The organism is Citrobacter sp. wls711, from assembly GCF_005281055.1.
GTDB lineage: Bacteria > Pseudomonadota > Gammaproteobacteria > Enterobacterales > Enterobacteriaceae > Citrobacter > Citrobacter gillenii.
On sequence record NZ_SZXC01000025.1, the window covers coordinates 155,998 to 174,502 of the forward strand.

The window sequence follows — 18,505 nt, forward strand, 5'->3', positions numbered from 1 at the left end:
TATGGCTGCGCTACCGGATAAAGAAAAGTTGTTGCGTAATTTTCTGCGCTGTGCGAACTGGGAAGAGAAGTATCTGTATGTCATTGAATTAGGTCAGCGTTTACCAGAATTAAATGCTGACGATCGCTGTGAGAAAAATAGTATTCAGGGCTGTCAGAGTCAGGTATGGATAGCAATGCGTCAGAATGCTGACGGAATTATTGAATTACAGGGCGACAGTGATGCGGCAATTGTGAAAGGACTGATTGCTGTGGTATTCATTTTATATGATCGAATGACTGCCGAAGATATTGTGCGTTTTGATGTGCGTCCGTGGTTCGAGAAAATGGCGCTGACGCAACATCTCACGCCATCGCGTTCACAGGGGCTGGAAGCGATGATTCGCGCTATTCGTACGCAAGCGGCAACTCTTAGCTAAACTGATAAAACACGTTATCCGGCAAACCTTGCGGGATAACGCTGAGCAGATTTATGCAATGACTCGTTGGCCGGATACCGCAGCAGTCGTTATCCGGCAATAACGCCAGGGGGGTGAGTGAGTATGAAACGCGCGTCTGTTATTACTCTAATGCTAATTGGCGCTTACAGCGCTATACAGGCCGCCTGGGCGGTCGATTATCCTTTGCCTGCGGCGAACAGTCGTCTTGTCGGGCAGAATCAAACCTACACCGTGCAGGAAGGCGATAAAAACTTGCAGGCGATAGCCCGCCGGTTTGATACCGCCGCGATGCTGATCCTCGAAGCGAATAATACGATCGCCCCGGTACCCAGTCCCGGCACCCTGATTACGATTCCTTCGCAACTGCTGTTACCGGATGCGCCGCGCGAAGGCATTATTGTGAATCTGGCAGAATTGCGTCTGTATTATTTCCCGCCAGGAGAGAATATTGTTCAGGTATTCCCGATTGGCATTGGCTTACAGGGACTGGAGACCCCGGTGATGGAAACCCGGGTGGGACAGAAAATCCCTAACCCTACATGGACCCCAACACCAGGCATCCGTAAGCGTTCTCTGGAGCGCGGCATTACGCTGCCCCCTGTAGTGCCCGCCGGGCCCAATAACCCGTTAGGACGCTTTGCGCTGCGTCTGGCGCATGGAAACGGTGAATACCTTATCCACGGCACCAGCGCACCCGACAGTGTAGGCCTGCGCGTCAGCTCTGGCTGTATTCGCATGAACGCGCCGGACATCAAAGCTCTGTTTGCTCAGGTCAGAACCGGCACGCCGGTCAGAGTGATTAATGAGCCGATAAAATACGCCATCGAGCCTAACGGCATGCGTTATGTTGAAGTGCACCGACCATTGTCGCCAGAGGAAGAACAAAACGTACAGACCATGCCGTATGTACTGCCAGCCGGTTTTACCCAGTTTAAAGACAGTAAAGCCGTAGACCTGGGGCTGGTGGATCGGGCGCTGTATCGTCGGGCAGGTTATCCGGTTACCGTTACGGCCGGGCAGGCACCGATTGTGGCCAACGGGCCAGAGGTGAAGTCGGCACAGAATGGATTGCCAGAAGCAGGGGACGTGCGGACGATGCAGTAACAGGGAAGGAGGAATAAAGGGCAAAAAAAATGGCGCACAATGTGCGCCATTTCTATTACACAGATACTATTACTTACGGTATTTAGTAGCTGCGTTGTCCAGACGCTGGTTAGCGCGTGCTGCGTCATCTTTAGCAGCCTGAACGTCGGAACGCATTGCGTTCACGTCGTTGCTCAGCTGGTCAACTTTAGCGTTCAGAGTCTGAACGTCAGAAGACAGCTGATCGATTTTAGCATTGCTGGAGCAACCTGCCAGCAGAGTAGAACCCAGGATTACCGCGCCCAGTACCAGTTTAGTACGATTCATTATTAATACCCTCTAGATTGAGTTAATCTCCATGTAGCGTTACAAGTATTACACAAAGCTTTTTAGGTTGAGAATATTTTTTTGATGCGAATGCACTTATTTTTGATCGTTCGCTCAAAGAAGCATCGAATTGTGCAAAAACGGCTAAAAACCCGAGTGAAAACAGAAAGCTTCCATCGGATTCATCTTAGATAATCTCTAATTAGATAGTGAAATCCGATTTGATTTTTTATTAATAGTAGCTAACGCGGAAATAAAAAAAGCGCCGCAAGGGCGCTTTTTAGGCAAATTAATTCCCGATGGAATTATTACAGCACGTGAACAGATGCCGTGTTGGTGGTGCCGCTCGGTACCAGCGCACCGGAAACCATCACTACAACGTCACCTTTCTGTGCCAGGCCGCGCTCAACTAACTGCAGCGCAACTTCTTTACCCAGACGGTAGAAATCATCAGTAGAAGCGATTTCTTTCACCAGGTGCGGCACCACACCTTTGCTGAGAACCAGCTGACGCGCAGTCACTTCGTTAGTGGTCAGCGCCAGAATGGTCGCGTTCGGGAAGTATTTACGTACGGCTTTAGCGGATTTACCACCCTGGGTCGCTACGACGATCAGCGGAGCTTCCAGTTTTTCAGCGGTTTCTACAGCACCACGGCAAACGGCTTCGGTAATACGCAGTTTGCGGTTGTCATGGCTGTTGTCCAGACGGCTGGTCATCACGCGGTCGGTACGTTCACAGATGGTTGCCATGATAGAAACGGCTTCCAGCGGGTATTTACCTTTAGCGGATTCACCAGACAGCATGACTGCATCAGTACCGTCGAGGATGGCGTTTGCCACGTCACCGGCTTCAGCACGGGTCGGACGTGGGTTTTTGATCATGGAGTCCAGCATCTGAGTCGCGGTGATAACCACTTTACGTGCGCGTACGCATTTTTCGATCATCATCTTCTGCGCGAAGATAACTTCTTCAACCGGGATTTCTACGCCCAGATCGCCACGTGCAACCATGATGCCGTCAGACGCTTCGAGGATCTCGTCGAAGTTGTTCAGGCCTTCCTGGTTTTCGATTTTGGAGATGATCTGAATGTTTTCGCCGCCGTGCGCTTTCAGGTGTTCACGAATTTCAATGACGTCAGAACGTTTACGGATAAAGGACGCAGCAACGAAGTCAACGCCTTGCTCGCAACCGAAGATCAGGTCCTGTTTGTCTTTTTCAGCCAGTGCTGGCAGCGCGATAGAAACGCCCGGCAGGTTAACGCCTTTGTTTTCGCCCAGGTCGCCGTTGTTCAGCACTTTACAGATAACTTTGTTACCTTCGATTGCGGTAACTTCCATGCCGATCAGACCATCGTCAACCAGCACGGTATTGCCAACGGACAGGTCATTGGTGAAGCCTTCATAAGTAACAGCAACGATTTCGTTGTTACCTACGACAGATTTGTCGGTGGTGAACGTGAAGGTCTGACCCGCTTTCAGAGAAACGTCGTTACCGCCTTCCAGTTTAATGGTACGGATTTCCGGACCTTTGGTGTCGAGCAGGATGGCCGCTTTCTTGCCGGTCTTGCTCATCACGTTGCGCAAGTTCTTAATGCGCTGACCGTGCTCTGCGTAATCGCCGTGGGAGAAGTTCAGACGCATGACGTTCATGCCCGCGTCCAGCATTTTGGTTAACATCTCTTCGGATTCGGTTTTCGGACCGATGGTGCAAACAATTTTCGTCTTTTTCATGACAGTCTTAGTCTTTAAGTTGAGAAGGATATGGAAATCTGGCTTCCGTCGCGCACGGATGGGAAGCTAAACCTGAGTTACGAAAGTTGTGATGCCTCGCTCTAAGGATAGGTGACATCGAAAGAGCGTGCAGAGGAATGTGTGCTTGCGTTTCAGCCCAACGGGTAGGAGAGTTTTGTAGTCGTTGAGTTTTACAGGTCAATGTGCTGAAACCATTCAAGAGACAATTGGCGCGCATTATACGCTGAAAATTATCTAAAAGGAAAATGGAAACGGTGTTTCAAAAGCGTTCTGTGCAGTTTCACGAAAAAATATTCACGAATTTGTTCATTGCTATGGATAAAGAGGTTGTCCGCAGCGGTGGTCTGTTGCGCAACAACACGAGGTTCTTCATTCCCGGCTCTTGCAAACGACAATAGTGCAAAACAGTTATTCCTTATAGTTATATCAAATTCTTTTTAAATCATATCAAAAGCCTATTTCCCTGATTACACTCGTTTGGACATCCATACTGCTAAACAGCCAAAAGCGTTAGCAGGATAACGATAAGCAGCAGCGGATACCCAAACGACATGATTGTCCTGAAAAATATTTCGAAAGTGTTTACGCCAGGCAGGCTTGCTATTACCGCTGTCGATAACGTCAACCTGACGGTTGAACAGGGGCAGATTTACGGAATTATTGGCTACAGCGGTGCCGGTAAGAGCACCCTGATTCGCCTGCTTAACGGCCTTGAACAGCCAACTTCCGGCAGTGTGACCGTCAATGGTCACGATATCTCCACGGCGCGCGGGGAATCGTTACGCCAGGCCCGACTGAAAATCAGCATGGTGTTTCAGCACTTTAATCTGCTGTGGTCGCGGACCGTCAGCGAAAACATTGCCTTCTCAATGCAAATCGCCGGTGTACCAAAAGCAAAAATTAAAGCACGTGTGGCCGAACTGATTACATTGGTCGGGCTGGATGGTCGAGAAAACGCCTGGCCGTCGCAGCTCAGCGGTGGGCAAAAGCAGCGTGTCGGGATTGCTCGTGCGCTGGCGAACAACCCGGACGTGCTGTTGTGCGACGAAGCCACCTCCGCGCTGGATCCGCAAACCACCGATCAAATCCTGGATTTGCTGCTCGATATTAACCGGCGTTTCAAATTAACCATTGTGCTGATCACTCATGAGATGCACGTGGTGCGCAAAATTTGCGATCGCGTGGCGGTGATGGAGAACGGCAAAGTGGTTGAAGAGGGCGATGTGCTCAGCGTGTTTAGCCACCCGCAGCAACCGATCACCCGTCAGTTTGTCCGTCAGGTAAGTCAATATGCCGAGGAAGATGAGTTTAATCCGCAACTGGCAAGCGAACTCGGCGGTGCGGTGATTAAGTTAACGTTTACCGGACATCGTACCCATCGGCCGGTGGTCGGGGAACTGACCCTGCGCTACGGCCTGCCGTTTAACATTCTGCACGGCAAGATGACGCAAACCGCCCATGGCGCGTTTGGTCAACTGTGGGTGCACGTGGTGGCCACTGAAGAACAACTCAACAATATTCTGGCCGATCTGCGCCACAGCGACGTTGACGGCGAGGTTATCCAACATGGCTGATTCCCTGTTTCCCCATCTGAAATGGGACCAACTGTTCGCGGCAACTCAGGAAACGCTCTACATGACCGCGCTTTCCGGTGTGGCGACCTTTGTGCTGGGTATTGCGCTCGGACTGGCGCTATTTCTGACCGCGCGTGGCGGCCTGTATCAGAACCGCACGCTGTACAGCGCCATCTCGTTGATCGTGAATATTTTCCGCTCAATCCCATTCATCATTTTGATCGTGCTGCTGATCCCGGTGACCAAAACGCTGGTAGGCACCATTCTTGGTGCCAACGCCGCGCTACCCGCGCTGATCGTGGGTGCCGCACCGTTCTATGCCCGTCTGGTCGAAATTGCCCTGCGTGAAGTAGATAAAGGCGTTATTGAAGCGAGCCGCTCCATGGGGGCACGTCTGAGTACGCTTATTTTTCGGGTTTTACTGCCGGAATCATCACCCGCTCTGGTGTCCGGTATCACCGTGACGCTGATTGCCCTGGTTAGCTACAGCGCAATGGCTGGTGTGATTGGTGCCGGTGGTTTAGGGAATTTGGCTTATCTGGAAGGATTCCAGCGCAACCACAGCGACGTTACGCTGGTGGCGACGGTGACCATTCTGGTTATTGTCTTCATCATCCAGTTTTGCGGCGATGTGATCACCTCTCTGTTAGATAAACGCTAATAAAATACGGAAACCATTATCATGAAAAAATCACTGACATTACTCGCCGCCGCCACCTTAAGCGCCCTGAGCTTTGCGTCGTGGGCAGATACGCTGACCGTGGGCGCGTCCAACGTGCCGCACGCTGAGATCCTCGAACAGGCGAAACCGATCCTGGCAAAGCAGGGGATCGAGTTGGAGATTAAACCGTTCCAGGACTACATTCTGCCAAACACCGCGCTGGCGGGGCGTGAGATTGACGCCAACTACTTCCAGCATATTCCGTACCTGAACAGCGTACTGAAGGATCATGCGGGTGATAAGACCTATGATTTCGTCAGCGCCGGGGCGATTCACATTGAGCCGATTGGTATCTATTCTAAAAAGGTAAAGTCGCTGAAGGACCTGCCGGAAGGCGGAAAGATCATCATGCGTGACGCGGTGTCCGAAGAAGGGCGTATTCTGTCGATTTTCGAAAAAGAGGGCGTGATTAAGCTCAAGCCAGGCGTTGATAAAGTCACCGCGCGCATCAGCGACATCGTTGAGAACCCGAAAAAACTGAAGTTCCTGCCTAACGTTGAAGCGGCACTGTTGCCGCAGATGTATAACAACGATGAAGGCGATGCGGTGGTGATCAACGCCAACTACGCCATCGATGCCGGGCTGGATCCGGTGAAAGATCCGATTGCCGTCGAAAGCGGTGAAAACAACCCGTATGCCAACATCATTACCGTGCATCGCGGCGATGAGAAGAAAAAGGATATTGTGGCGCTGGTTGACGCACTGCACTCAAAAGAAATTCAGGACTGGATCCGCACCAAATATAAAGGCGCGGTGATCCCGGTAAATAACTGATCCACTTTCTGCCGGGTGGCGGCTTCGCCTTACCCCGCCTACAACGTCTGTAGGCTGGGTAAAACGCAGTAGCGTTGCCATCCGGCGCTAGAGTTGCACTCGCTCGATTCTCGCCGGTAGCCCTTGGCGCACAGACGCTCCTGAGACCCAGTCCAGCCAGGTATTGGCCACCTGACGCGTAGGGTCGGCAAAACCCAAATCGTTAATGTTAATCCCCGATTTAATCTTTTCATCAAACGCCATTGGCTCTCCGTCAAGCGTATGCTGTGCCGCCCCCATTTCTTTATGTCCGTAACCATGTTCAATTGCGATAACGCCCGGCATAACGCCGTTGAGCAGGCTGACCTGCGCTTGTGCGTGTCCACCCGGCGTGATGATGCGCACCGTGTCGCCGTGTGACACACCATAACGCGCGCCGTCCTGCGGGTTGAGCGCCACCAGATTCACAGGCTTGAGATGGTGAAGACGTGGGATCACCGCCGAGGCGCTGGACATGGTATTGGACTTAAAGGAGATCATCTTCAGCGGCCATTCCTGCTGCGGAAACAATTCGTCCACCGAACGCCCGTCGGACAGGCGGGAAGGATACCAGGCCGGACAGCCGCTGTAGCGCTCGCCGGTGATCGCATGGCGGTGTGCGGCGACATCCGCGTTCCAGATTTGCAGAGGTTTCTCCCACGCATTACCGACGCGGTTATCGGTGCGGCCACTCTTATCTGGCGCAAAACGACCACCGCGCGAGTAGACAAACGCCACGCGACGAACTTCGTCGGCTTTTAGCGTGTCGGTGATGACCGGCAGGATCCGCGTCACGCCGGTCAGCGAGATATCTTCCGGCGCGGCTTCGGCGACCGGCGCCTTACCCATAAACGCAATGTTGGCGGCCAGTCGCAGGTAGTAATCTTCCGCGCGGTTCAGCGGATAGTGATTGCCCTGCGGATCGGTAATGGCGTTATCGCCAAAGCCCGGCAGCCCGATGCGTTTTGCCACCGCGATGCAAAATGACTCCATGGATGCCGGTTGGCCGTCGGCGGTTTTGCTGGTGGCGGGTGCAACAATCGGCCAGCGGGCGGTGGTGGTCTTGCTCGCCACGCCTGCCCACGGGGCGCTGAATCCCCAGCTTTCGAAGTTGTGGGTATCCGGGACAATATAGTCTGCCAGCGCGGTGGTTTCGTTCATAAAAGCATCAATGGCAATAAACAACGGCAGACGCGCCGGATCTTTGAGCTTTTCTTCCGCCACGCCACGCAACCCCGCAATGCCGTAGAACGGGTTAGTCATGTTGGAGATCCAGGCTTTTAGCGGATACGGATAGCCTTCGAGCGCCGAGACGAGTAATTCGGTCAACTGCCCGGCGACAAACGGATACCACGGGGCTTTTGCCGGGAAGGGCGATTGTCCAGCGGCCACTTTATTACGGTACTCTTCAGAGGATTCATAGGCGGTTTTGCTGCGTGCGATGCTCAGGCCTTTCGGTTTCACCTTTCCGACGAAACTGTCCATATTGTAGCGCGGTCCGTCAGTGACACCGTTGAATTTACCGCCGCCCACAAAGACGCCGCCTTCGAGGCTGAGGTTGCCAATCAGCGCATTCAGCATCATCACCGCCCAGGCGTTGTAAAATCCGTTGCCTGCCATCATCCCGCCGTGGGTGATCACCGCCGCTTTACGCCCGTGACGGGTAAAGGCGTCCGCCAGCGCGCCTATTTTTGCCTCCGACACGCCGCACTGCTGGCTGTATTGCGCCAGTGACAGCTTTTCGGCAGACTCTTTCAGACGCTGGAATGCGCTTTTGACCGTCACAGTTTGCCCGTCGGCTAGCGTTACTTCGCGGGTCACGAACAGCTGTGCGCGTTGACTGCTGCTGGCTGCTACCATGTCACCGGCCTCGTTAACGACCAGCGGTTCGCCAGGCGCGTCGGTGTTCAGATGGGCGAGCGTGAGATGCTGTCCGGCAAGCGTTGGGATCTCATCGGTAATCACCAGATGCGTGGCGTTGGTCCAGCTTTTTTCTCCGGCCTGTTGCATGGCCTGGACACCAGGGATGGCGAGGTAATCGGCGTTGTAACGCTGCTTTTCGATTATCCAGCGGATCATTCCCATTGCCAGCGCCGAGTCGCTCCCCGGGTGCACAGGCTGCCAGTGACCGCGATCGTCAGCCAGTACCGTGGTTAATGGCAGGGCGGGTGCGACAACGACATACTCGAAATCATTGCGTAAGCGGGCGCTGGCGAGTTGGCGAGCCTGGCGCTTAAACGGGTTGCCGGACTGCGCCGGGGAGGTGCCCATAAATAACGCGAACTCGACGTTATCCCAGTCCGGTTTGACGTGGGTGTTTTTATCCAGATCGCCCATTAACGCGCCGGAACCGGCCCGATACGCTAGCCCACAATACGCACCGTGCGCGCCGAAGTTTTTACTACCAAAACTGTTCAGTGCGAAACGGCGGATAAACGTATCGCGTCCCTCGTCGCTGGTATTGGTGACCAGCAGTTGATTGGATTTCGGGCCAAAGCCGGGGTGCTTAGCATCTAACGGGGTGATGGGGTCGTGGATGGCCCGCAGGCCGTCAACGTGACCTTCGCCAAACAGGTCCCCGCCTTCCACCACCTCTTTGATGAGCTGTTCAAAGCTGATGCGCTGCCATTTACCTTCGCCACGTTTACCGACGCGCTTCATCGGCTCCAGAATTCGCAGCGGGCTGTACAGGCCTTCGAGCAGGGTTGCGCCCCGGGCGCAGGCGGTGGAACGCGCATCAAGACCGCTTTCGCCCGCCAGTTGTTCCATTGCCGTGGCAAACGGAACCGACGAATCAATGTGATGTTCATGCGACAGTGGGTGGTAGGGGTTGCCCGCAATGCGCAGAACTTTCCCCGCTTTGCTGTCGACGCGGACCCGCACACCGCACTGGGTCCAGCAGCCGAAGCACTGGGTCATGGCGATCACCTGCTGCGGATCCTGCTGCCAGCGCGGTTGGGCGTTGGCTTCGGGGGGAAGCGCATTGCCGAAGATGCGATCGCGGGTGATTTTCCCCGAGGTGCCATCCAGCAAACCGTCAATCGCGCGCTTTGCCACATCCCGATAACTCAGGCCAAAGGTCACCATCCCGCCAACGGCGAGACCAACTTTAAGCCACTGACGACGGGTTAAATTAGCCATGTTGCATTCTCCTTGCGATCGCGTTGAGGCCTTCATGAACAATAATGAGTAGCGCAACCCACAGGCCAAAGGTGCCTACAATGGCCAGCCAGCCATCTGTGCCGCCGGGCAGGGAGTACGGATTAAATTGCGCGTTAAATTTGGGGATGGTCTGCACCTGAATCAGTATCGTCCAGCGCATCAGCCAGCACAGCGCCATGGCGCTGAAGGCCAGCGTAATACGCAGCGGTAATGACGATGGGTGACGTAACACCCATCCGCAAAGTGCCAGTGAGACAGCCCACAGCACTACCCAGCCGATGGCGTAGTGCCGTGCAGACGCGGCGACATCCAGCCACTGGCGAATCGCCGAGCCGGAAAGCGTATCGCCGCTCACCCACCACGCCATCACAATGGCCAGAACGATCAACGTGACAATTTGCCCCCATGCCAGCTTGTGCGGCAGTGTGCTGTCGCGGTTTATGCTGGCGATAAGCAGGGCGAAGAAGGTTTGCAGCGCGCTGAGGAACATCGCCAGCGGGAAGGCATAGCTGAACCAGATGGGACGCGCCTGCACGACGGAGACTTCGCGGCCGGTATACACCAATAATCCAATGGCTGAGAGCGCGCTGCCCACGGCCAACCATTTAGTGACACTGTAACTTTTATGCGTAAACCGTTTGACCTGCTGCGCCAGAAACCACAGCCCGAGAAACCCGGTGAACAACGGTAAAAACAGTGCTCCCCACGGCATCCATGACCACGGTGTCGGCCAGGCGTAAAAATGCCAGACGCGCGCGGTCTGGTGCAGATCCGCGGTCAGCGCCAGCGGGGCGGTGATGGCACAGGTCAGGGCGATCAGCAGCGTCAGGTTTTCTAGCTGCGGCTGCGCTTTTTTACGCCAGTGGAGCACGCAGGCGAACAGCGCCGCGCAGGCGGCAATGCCAATGAAAAAGAAATACTGTACTGCCCAGGGCAACCAGCTTATTTCCTGCGGATGGGCCAGCACCTCTTCGATAATCAGTGAATGGGTCATTTAAACCTCCTGCCACAGAGCGGGTTGAGCACGTCCCATCAACGGGGTGACGAAGGCGTCATCCAGCCCCAGATAGAACACGTGAGGCGAGGTGCCGCTTTCCGGTTTCAGGACTTTGATGGTGTCATGGTGTTCGTGCAGCATGCGTGAAATCCGGCTGTGCGGATCGTTGATGTCGCCAATGATGCGCGCGCCGCCCACACAGGACTCCACGCAGGCCGGGAGCAGCCCGGCTTCCAGGCGGTGCACGCAAAATGTGCATTTGTCGGCGGTCTGCGTTTCATGGTTAATAAACCGCGCATCGTATGGACAGGCTTGCACGCAGTAGGCGCAGCCCACACAGCGCGTATTGTCGACCACTACAATGCCATCTTCGCGCTGAAAGGTGGCCTGCACGGGACAAACGGGCACACAAGGTGGGTTATCGCAATGGTTACACAGGCGCGGCAGCAGCACGTTGGTGACGCTTTGCTGACCCTCAACCTGTACCTGATACTGGTTGACGTTGGTACGAAACGCGCCCTGAGGCGTCTGGTTTTCAATGGCGCAACTGACGGTACAGGCCTGACAGCCAATACACCGCCGCAGATCAATCAACATGGCGTAGCGATGCTGGCGCGACCCCTCATGGCGTTCTGGCGAGAAGGGAAACTCGGCCTGAGCCAGGGGAACCAGGGATGCGCCTGCGGTCAGAACGCCCAGTTGCTGGAGAAACTGCCGTTTACTGCTGTCCATATTTTCTCCCGTCACAATGCAACAACGAAACATTGGTCACGCCGTTGGTTTGCGTGTGATGAATAAAGAATCTTGATGATTTACAGTGTAAAAATCGTGGCGGGGGGTACTCTATTGTGGTTAACCACATACCCGGCTTGTTGTTGATCTAAAACAACATAAATGACAGGGATAATGGCGTGAGATGTAAAGTAGTACATTGCCTGACGGTGCTGGCAGCGTTGTGGATGCTGAGTGGAGCGGCCTGGGCGCAGACATGGAACATTGGCGTCTTAGCCATGCGTGGGGAGGTCACCACACGTAATCACTGGCAGCCGCTGGAAACCCTGCTGAATCAGCAAATCGCCGGTGAACGGTTTCATATTCAACCGTTGGACCTGCACCAGATGCAAGATGCCGTGAACCGGGGAACCGTGCAGTTTGTGGTAACCAATCCGGCGCAGTTTGTGCAGTTAAACAACCGCGCAGCGCTACGCTGGCTGGCATCCTTACGCTCCACCCGCGGCGGAAAAGCAACCAGCAATGTGATTGGTAGTGCGATCCTGGTCAGGCGTGACGGAGAGATCGCGTCGGCACACGATCTGATCGGCAAAACGGTTGGGGCGATCGATGCCCAGGCATTTGGCGGCTATTTGCTGGGTTATAAAGCGCTTATCGATGCGGGATTGCGCCCGGAGCGCGATTTGCGCCTGAGGTTCACGGGTTTTCCTGCCGATGCGTTAGTGTATTTATTGCGTGAGAAAGCCGTTCAGGCCGTGATTGTGCCGGTGTGTCTGCTGGAAAAAATGGATGAAGAAGGGCTGATCCATAAAGCCGATTTTAAGGTGGTGCTCAACCATCCGACGTCGATTCCCTGCCTGAGCAGCACGCCGCTTTATCCTGACTGGTCCTTCGCCGCACTGCCAGCAGTGAGTGATGAACTTGCCGATCGCGTCACCCGGGTTCTGTTTAATGCCCCACAAGATGCGCCTTTTCGCTGGGGAGCTCCCGCCTCGACCCGCGAGGTCGAAACGTTGCTACGTGACGTTCGTCAGCACCCGCAGCAGCGTCAACTGTGGCTGGATATCAAAAGCTGGTTTATCCAGCATCAACTGGTAATGGGGGCAGCAGCGGTGGTTCTGCTGTTGCTCACACTCAACTACATCTGGGTGATGCTGTTGGTCCGTCGTCGCGGCAGGCTGCTGGAGCGTAACAATGTGCTGTTGCGCAAGCAGGAGCAGGCACTGGAAACCGCGCGTCAGATGAGCGTCCTCGGCGAGATGACGTCCGGGTTTGCCCATGAACTTAACCAGCCGCTCTCGGCTATCCGTCACTACGCGCAAGGCTGCCTGATTCGCCTGCGCGGTCAGGATCAACAGCATCCGCTGTTACCTGCGCTTGAACAGATAGATGCTCAGGCACAGCGGGGGGGCGATACGTTGCGCAATCTGCGTCTGTGGGCCAGCCAGGCCCAGGGCAATCCAGTAATGACGGATGACTGGCAGGCGATCAACATCCGTGATGCTGTCCACCACGTGTGGCAATTATTGCGTATGACACAGCAATTCCCTGACGTCACGCTGCAAACGACGGTCAGCGCAAACTTAACGCTGACGCTGCCCAGCGTTCTGCTGGAACAAGTACTGGCAAATCTGGTGCTTAACGCCGCTCAGGCAGGGGCCAGCACGGTGTGGTTTACCGCTCAACATGTGGACGACGGTATCAGCATACAGGTACAGGATAACGCCGGAGGAATCGATGAAACTCAGCTTTATCAGGCGTTCCAACCGTTTATGACTACCCGCAAAGAAGGAATGGGGCTGGGATTGGTCATATGCCAACGCCTGGTTCGCTATGCTGGAGGCGAGATCAGCATCAACAATCAACAGGCTCCGGATGGTCGGGCGGGTGTCGCGGTAAGATTACATTTTAAGCCAACACAGAAAGGGGGCGATTGTGGCGATCATTCATCTGCTGGATGACGATGTAGCCGTCACCCAGGCCTGCGCATTTTTACTGGAAAGTCTGGGATACAAGGTCCGGTGCTGGCAGCACGGAGAAACCTTCCTGGCCGAGGTTAATTTGCATCAGGTCGGGGTTGTATTGCTGGATATGCGTATGCCGGGACTGGATGGACAAGGTGTACATGACGAGATGCTACGGCGCGGCAGCACGCTGGCGGTGGTCTTTCTTACCGGGCATGGCGATGTACCGATGGCGGTCGCGCAAATGAAACGTGGAGCGGTCGATTTTCTGCAAAAGCCGGTTTCTGCCGGACCACTTCAGGTCGCGCTGGAACATGCTCTGCAGGTTTCCATTACGGCATGCACGCGCCATGAGATCGTCGCTTGCTACCAACAGCTTACCCCAAAGGAACGCCAACTGGCCGGTCTGGTGGCACAAGGATTGATGAACCGGGAAATCGCAGATGCAATGAATATTGCGGTCCGTACCGTTGAGGTTCACCGGGCAAGAGTGATGGAAAAAATGCAGGCGGGGAGCCTGGCTGAGCTGGTTAACCGACTCCAGCAGGTTCTGTAGATTCATGACAGTTATTTGATTTTCATTGATTTTTTGTCTAATAAACCAGACTGATATATGCTGTTGGTTTGAGCTAATGACGAGCAGGCAAATATGGGTAATCAGACCAAAGATGACGAACTGTACCGCGAGATGTGCAGAGTTGTTGGTAAAGTAGTACTGGAAATGCGCGATCTGGGACAAGAGCCTAAGCATATCGTCATTGCCGGTGTACTGAGAACCACCCTCGCCAATCAGCGCGTGCAACGCAGTGAGTTAGAAAAACAGGCCATGGAGACGGTGATTAAAGCGTTAGCCGGTTAATCCTGAAAAGGGCGGTGGAGAAAGGCTACCGCCCTGTAATTCTGCCACGGTATTCTATCAATATATATAATTCATCTTTGAAAATAAAAAGTGCAGAAAAATGTATTTGTCGTTATGTTTTATTTTATATATCGATTAAAACATACGCTTATATTTGGAGGTGTAATCACAAATATGTGTAATGCAGATGAAATACTATTTCAACCTGCCTTAATGATAATAAATATCACTCCGCATTAATTGTTCTCCTTCCCGTTTTTACTTGATAACGATCAAGGTTACAGGCTATGAATAACCACATTATTTATTCGCCTAACCCTAAAGGATTATGTCTGTCTTGAGGGTAAAGATTCATTCCGTTTAACCACCGTCATTGATGCGATCAGGTTAGGGCAAAAATATCACGTGTTGTCGGCAACATCAGTGGCCCGATTTGGCCTGCCCGGCGCGTATAAACATGAGCACTGGATGTGTTGCTGCTACAGCGTTTGCGAAGAGGATGCGAAATAAATGAACCAGGTTGATCGTCCATTTTTAGATTGTGGTTTAACGCGACTTGAATTTCTGCGGATATCAGGAAAAGGTCTGGCAGGGTTAACCATTGCCCCCGCACTGTTATCACTTTTTGGCTGTAAGCAGGAAGATGTCGATAGCGGCACTGTCGGGCTGATTAACACGCCGAAAGGGGTGCTGGTGACACAACGTGCACGCTGCACAGGATGTCACCGCTGCGAAATTTCCTGTACGAATTATAACGATGGCGCCGTTGGCACCTTCTTTTCCCGTATCAAAATCCATCGCAATTTCTTCTTTGGTGACAACGGTGTCGGTTCCGGTGGCGGACTGTACGGCGATTTAAACTACACCGCCGACACCTGCCGTCAGTGCAAAGATCCGCAATGTATGGCTGTCTGCCCGATAGGCGCAATTACCTGGAAACAGGAAGACGGTTGTATTGCGGTGGATCACAAGCGCTGTATTGGCTGTAGCGCGTGTACCACGGCCTGTCCCTGGATGATGGCGACCGTGAATACCGAAACTAAAAAATCCTCGAAATGTGTGTTGTGTGGGGAATGCGCCAATGCTTGTCCGACTGGAGCATTAAAAATTATCGAATGGAAAGAGATTACCGTTTGATGGATCGCAGGCTTGCCTGATACGCGTCATTAATTGCCAAAAAAATTGCCGCTATGTACAGAAATGCGGCCAGCAAAATGACGGGTATATCTATTAAACCTTCTAGCAAAGGAAAAAATGATGGCTAATGGTTGGACAGGTAATATTTTACGGGTCAATCTCACGACGGGTAATATCACCGTGGAAGATTCCAGTAAATTTAAAAAATTTGTCGGTGGGATGGGCTTTGGTTATAAAATTATGTACGACGAAGTCCCGCCAGGCACAAAACCTTTTGATGAAGGGAATAAACTGGTTTTCGCCACCGGTCCCCTCACTGGCTCGGGCGCACCCTGCAGTTCACGCGTCAATATCACCTCATTATCAACCTTTACCAAAGGTAATTTAGTCGTTGATGCCCATATGGGCGGCTTCTTTGCGGCACAAATGAAATTTGCCGGCTATGACGCGATTGTGATTGAAGGTAAGGCGGCATCGCCTGTCTGGATCAATATCAAAGACGACAAGGTCAGCATCGAAAAAGCCGACTTCCTGTGGGGCAAGGGTACACGCGCTACGACCGAAGAAATTTGTCGCCTCACCAGCCCGGAAACCTGCGTCACCGCCATCGGTCAGGCGGGAGAAAATCTGGTACCGCTGTCCTGTATGATCAACAGCCGCAACCACAGCGGCGGTGCTGGCACCGGTGCGGTGATGGGCTCGAAGAACCTGAAGGCCATTGCGGTTGAAGGCACAAAAGGGGTCAACATCGCCGATCGTAAAGAGATGAAGCGGCTGAACGATTACATGATGACCGAGCTTATCGGCGCTAACAACAACCATGTGGTGCCGAGCACGCCACAGGCGTGGGCTGAATATTCATCTCCAAACTCACGCTGGACGGCGCGTAAAGGACTGTTCTGGGGGGCGGCGGAAGGCGGCCCGATTGAAACGGGGGAAATCCCGCCAGGCAACCAAAATACCGTCGGCTTTCGTACCTACAAGTCGGTGTTCGATCTCGGACCGGCCGCAGAAAAATACACGGTCAAAATGAGCGGCTGTCACTCATGCCCGATTCGCTGTATGACCCAGCTCAACGTCCCGCGTGTTAAAGATTTTGGTGTACCGAGTACCGGTGGTAACACCTGCGTGGCGAACTTCGTGCACACCACGATTTTCCCGAACGGCCCGAGAGATTTTGACGAGAAAGATGATGGCCGCGTGGTGGGGAATCTGGTTGGCCTGAACCTGTTCGACGACTACGGTATCTGGTGTAACTACGGGCAATTGCACCGTGATTTCACCTACTGCTATGCCAAAGGCGTTTTTAAACGCGTGCTGCCGGCCGAAGAGTATGCCGAGATCCGTTGGGATCAGCTGGAAGCGGGCGATCCTAATTTTATTAAAGATTTCTACTACCGCCTGGCGCATCGCGTCGGTGAACTCAGCCACCTTGCAGATGGGTCATATGCCATTGCCGAACGCTGGAATTTAGGCGACGAGTACTGGGGCTATGCCAAAAACAAACTGTGGTCGCCGTTTGGTTTTCCTGTTCACCATGCTAACGAGGCTTCGGCACAGGTGGGGGCGATCACCAACTGCATGTTTAACCGTGACTGCATGGCGCACACCCACATCAACTTCATCGGCTCTGGTTTGCCGTTGAAATTACAGCGTGAAGTGGCGGGTGAGTTGTTTGGCTCACAGGATGCCTACGACGAAACAAAAAACTACACCCCAATCAACGCCGCCAAAATTAAATATGCCAAATGGACGCTGCTGAAGGTCTGTCTGCATAACGCCGTCACGCTGTGCAACTGGGTCTGGCCGATGACGGTGTCGCCGCTGAAGAGTCGAAACTATCGTGGAGATCTGGATCTGGAAGCGAAATTCTTCCAGGCGGTAACCGGTGATGAAACAACGCAGGCAAGCCTGGATCTCGCCGCCGAGCGTATTTTTACGTTGCACCGTGCCTATACAGTGAAACTGATGCAAACCAAAGATATGCGCAATGAGCACGATCTTATCTGCTCCTGGGTCTTCGACAAAGATCCTAAGATCCCGGTGTTTACCGAAGGGACCGACAAAATGGATCGGGAAGATATGCGCCAGTCATTGACGATGTTCTATCAGGAAATGGGCTGGGACCCGGAACTCGGCTGCCCAACGCGTGAAACCCTGAATCGCCTCGGTCTTGAGGATGTGGCAGCCGATCTGGCTGCGCAGAATCTGCTGCCGGCGTAAGGAACGCGAGATGACTAACGTGAGCGACGTTCTGGTCGCCGATGAGGAAGCGTGTATAGCGCTTCCTGATGAGGTGGATAGCCAAAAACGACAGTGGCTACAGGCGTTACACCCGGCCGTAGAGCACAGCAACACGCCGCAGGTCGAAGAGCCGGTGACGGCGGAGTCAATAATGGCGGATTTTATCCGCCAGCACTCCACGTCGGGCCAGCTGGTGGCGAGCGGTGTGTTTTTGCAGCCACCTTATTCAATGCCTGAAACAGACCTTACGCTGCTGCTGGACGCCATGCATGAGCAGGCGGGCAGTGCGGATATTACCTGCGTGCAGGGTGCGGAAGATGTGTATTTCTACTCGACGCAGACCATGACGGCTAACTATGCCGACATGTGCATGCAGGTGGTGGAAAACGATATCTGCCGGGCGATCGCCGAGGCGGTGCGCTTTGACTGCCGAACGTATCCTCGCCCGTATAAGGTCGCCATGCTCGGACAGTCGCCGTATCACTTTGCACCTCAACAGATAGCCGCGGCGCTGACCGCCATGGAAACGCACCCGGATTACGCAGATATACGCGTTGTGGAAGCGTCGAATGCGGAACCTTATCTGTTTAGCGAGCGCTTTATGCGCTACGGCAAGGCGTACGGCCTGTGTGAATGGCTTGAGGTTGAGCAGTACCAGAACCCCTGAATTGATCAGGTAAATGTCATGGAACGTGTGGACTATCACTGTCACAGCATTAGAGG

General features: G+C 53.7%; 16 protein-coding genes. 11 read left to right on the forward strand and 5 right to left on the reverse strand.

The window, feature by feature from the left end; translation table 11 throughout:
* Position 1: 1 nt before the first annotated feature.
* Positions 2–418 (forward strand): cysteine desulfuration protein SufE, encoded by a 417-nt coding sequence (sufE, locus tag FDW98_RS10580; protein ID WP_096757213.1) that lies wholly within the window; start codon positions 2–4, stop codon positions 416–418.
* Positions 419–541: 123 nt separating this feature from the next.
* The gene (locus FDW98_RS10585; RefSeq protein WP_096757212.1) at positions 542–1,543 is read left to right on the forward strand and encodes a L,D-transpeptidase family protein; all 1,002 of its coding nucleotides are present in this window, start codon (positions 542–544) and stop codon (positions 1,541–1,543) included.
* A 69-nt stretch (positions 1,544–1,612) separates the two neighbouring features.
* On the opposite strand, the gene lpp is transcribed toward FDW98_RS10585, so the two are convergent.
* On the reverse strand, positions 1,613–1,849 hold the full coding sequence (lpp, locus tag FDW98_RS10590) for a murein lipoprotein Lpp (protein WP_003029373.1): 237 nt from the start codon (positions 1,847–1,849) through the stop codon (positions 1,613–1,615).
* A gap of 308 nt (positions 1,850–2,157) precedes the next feature.
* Positions 2,158–3,579 (reverse strand): pyruvate kinase PykF, encoded by a 1,422-nt coding sequence (pykF, locus tag FDW98_RS10595; RefSeq protein ID WP_096757211.1) that lies wholly within the window; start codon positions 3,577–3,579, stop codon positions 2,158–2,160.
* Between the two features lie 572 nt (positions 3,580–4,151).
* On the opposite strand from pykF, the gene FDW98_RS10600 reads away from it, so the two are divergent.
* From FDW98_RS10600 to FDW98_RS10610, 3 genes are read left to right on the forward strand one after another with little or no spacing between them, the layout of a single operon-like run.
* Entirely contained in the window at positions 4,152–5,174 is a 1,023-nt protein-coding gene (locus FDW98_RS10600; RefSeq protein ID WP_096757210.1) for a methionine ABC transporter ATP-binding protein, read from the forward strand.
* On the forward strand, positions 5,167–5,835 hold the full coding sequence (locus tag FDW98_RS10605; RefSeq protein WP_096757209.1) for a methionine ABC transporter permease: 669 nt from the start codon (positions 5,167–5,169) through the stop codon (positions 5,833–5,835). The genes FDW98_RS10600 and FDW98_RS10605 overlap by 8 nt, the downstream gene beginning before the upstream one ends.
* Positions 5,836–5,856: 21 nt before the next feature.
* Positions 5,857–6,669: a MetQ/NlpA family ABC transporter substrate-binding protein gene (locus FDW98_RS10610; protein ID WP_096757208.1), complete on the forward strand. Its 813-nt coding sequence runs from the start codon at positions 5,857–5,859 to the stop codon at positions 6,667–6,669.
* A gap of 87 nt (positions 6,670–6,756) precedes the next feature.
* Here FDW98_RS10610 and ttrA read toward each other — a convergent pair whose 3' ends face one another.
* Genes ttrA through ttrB form a run of 3 tightly spaced genes read right to left on the reverse strand, consistent with a single transcriptional unit; the run spans position 6,757 to position 11,578 of the window.
* Positions 6,757–9,828 (reverse strand): tetrathionate reductase subunit TtrA, encoded by a 3,072-nt coding sequence (gene ttrA / locus FDW98_RS10615; protein ID WP_096757207.1) that lies wholly within the window; start codon positions 9,826–9,828, stop codon positions 6,757–6,759.
* Positions 9,821–10,843, reverse strand: a complete 1,023-nt coding sequence (gene ttrC / locus FDW98_RS10620) for a tetrathionate reductase subunit TtrC (RefSeq protein WP_096757206.1) — start codon at positions 10,841–10,843, stop codon at positions 9,821–9,823. Before ttrC ends, ttrA begins: the two co-directional genes overlap by 8 nt.
* On the reverse strand, positions 10,844–11,578 hold the full coding sequence (ttrB, locus tag FDW98_RS10625; RefSeq protein ID WP_217439024.1) for a tetrathionate reductase subunit TtrB: 735 nt from the start codon (positions 11,576–11,578) through the stop codon (positions 10,844–10,846).
* Positions 11,579–11,757: 179 nt separating this feature from the next.
* On the opposite strand from ttrB, the gene ttrS reads away from it, so the two are divergent.
* From ttrS to FDW98_RS10655, 6 genes are all read left to right on the forward strand, one after another.
* On the forward strand, positions 11,758–13,539 hold the full coding sequence (gene ttrS, locus FDW98_RS10630; RefSeq protein ID WP_096757205.1) for a tetrathionate respiration histidine kinase TtrS: 1,782 nt from the start codon (positions 11,758–11,760) through the stop codon (positions 13,537–13,539).
* On the forward strand, positions 13,514–14,098 hold the full coding sequence (gene ttrR, locus FDW98_RS10635) for a tetrathionate respiration response regulator TtrR (protein ID WP_096757204.1): 585 nt from the start codon (positions 13,514–13,516) through the stop codon (positions 14,096–14,098). The genes ttrS and ttrR overlap by 26 nt, the downstream gene beginning before the upstream one ends.
* A 93-nt stretch (positions 14,099–14,191) precedes the next feature.
* On the forward strand, positions 14,192–14,401 hold the full coding sequence (gene fumD, locus FDW98_RS10640) for a fumarate hydratase FumD (RefSeq protein ID WP_096757203.1): 210 nt from the start codon (positions 14,192–14,194) through the stop codon (positions 14,399–14,401).
* A gap of 510 nt (positions 14,402–14,911) precedes the next feature.
* Complete coding sequence (locus FDW98_RS10645) at positions 14,912–15,538, forward strand: ferredoxin-like protein (protein ID WP_096757202.1); 627 nt, start codon at positions 14,912–14,914, stop codon at positions 15,536–15,538.
* Positions 15,539–15,658: 120 nt separating this feature from the next.
* Positions 15,659–17,761, forward strand: a complete 2,103-nt coding sequence (locus tag FDW98_RS10650; protein WP_096757201.1) for an aldehyde ferredoxin oxidoreductase — start codon at positions 15,659–15,661, stop codon at positions 17,759–17,761.
* A 10-nt stretch (positions 17,762–17,771) separates the two neighbouring features.
* The gene (locus tag FDW98_RS10655; RefSeq protein ID WP_096757200.1) at positions 17,772–18,449 is read left to right on the forward strand and encodes a YdhW family putative oxidoreductase system protein; all 678 of its coding nucleotides are present in this window, start codon (positions 17,772–17,774) and stop codon (positions 18,447–18,449) included.
* Positions 18,450–18,505 lie beyond the last annotated feature (56 nt).

Excerpts from the sequence above, each read along its gene's own strand:
- sufE (WP_096757213.1), top strand. The coding sequence starts at position 2 with ATGGCTGCGCTACCGGATAAAGAAAAGTTGTTGCGTAATTTTCTGCGC.
- FDW98_RS10585 (WP_096757212.1), top strand. The coding sequence starts at position 542 with ATGAAACGCGCGTCTGTTATTACTCTAATGCTAATTGGCGCTTACAGC.
- lpp (WP_003029373.1), bottom strand. The coding sequence starts at position 1,849 with ATGAATCGTACTAAACTGGTACTGGGCGCGGTAATCCTGGGTTCTACT.
- pykF (WP_096757211.1), bottom strand. The coding sequence starts at position 3,579 with ATGAAAAAGACGAAAATTGTTTGCACCATCGGTCCGAAAACCGAATCC.
- FDW98_RS10600 (WP_096757210.1), top strand. The coding sequence starts at position 4,152 with ATGATTGTCCTGAAAAATATTTCGAAAGTGTTTACGCCAGGCAGGCTT.
- FDW98_RS10605 (WP_096757209.1), top strand. The coding sequence starts at position 5,167 with ATGGCTGATTCCCTGTTTCCCCATCTGAAATGGGACCAACTGTTCGCG.
- FDW98_RS10610 (WP_096757208.1), top strand. The coding sequence starts at position 5,857 with ATGAAAAAATCACTGACATTACTCGCCGCCGCCACCTTAAGCGCCCTG.
- ttrA (WP_096757207.1), bottom strand. The coding sequence starts at position 9,828 with ATGGCTAATTTAACCCGTCGTCAGTGGCTTAAAGTTGGTCTCGCCGTT.
- ttrC (WP_096757206.1), bottom strand. The coding sequence starts at position 10,843 with ATGACCCATTCACTGATTATCGAAGAGGTGCTGGCCCATCCGCAGGAA.
- ttrB (WP_217439024.1), bottom strand. The coding sequence starts at position 11,578 with ATGGACAGCAGTAAACGGCAGTTTCTCCAGCAACTGGGCGTTCTGACC.
- fumD (WP_096757203.1), top strand. The coding sequence starts at position 14,192 with ATGGGTAATCAGACCAAAGATGACGAACTGTACCGCGAGATGTGCAGA.
- FDW98_RS10645 (WP_096757202.1), top strand. The coding sequence starts at position 14,912 with ATGAACCAGGTTGATCGTCCATTTTTAGATTGTGGTTTAACGCGACTT.
- FDW98_RS10650 (WP_096757201.1), top strand. The coding sequence starts at position 15,659 with ATGGCTAATGGTTGGACAGGTAATATTTTACGGGTCAATCTCACGACG.
- FDW98_RS10655 (WP_096757200.1), top strand. The coding sequence starts at position 17,772 with ATGACTAACGTGAGCGACGTTCTGGTCGCCGATGAGGAAGCGTGTATA.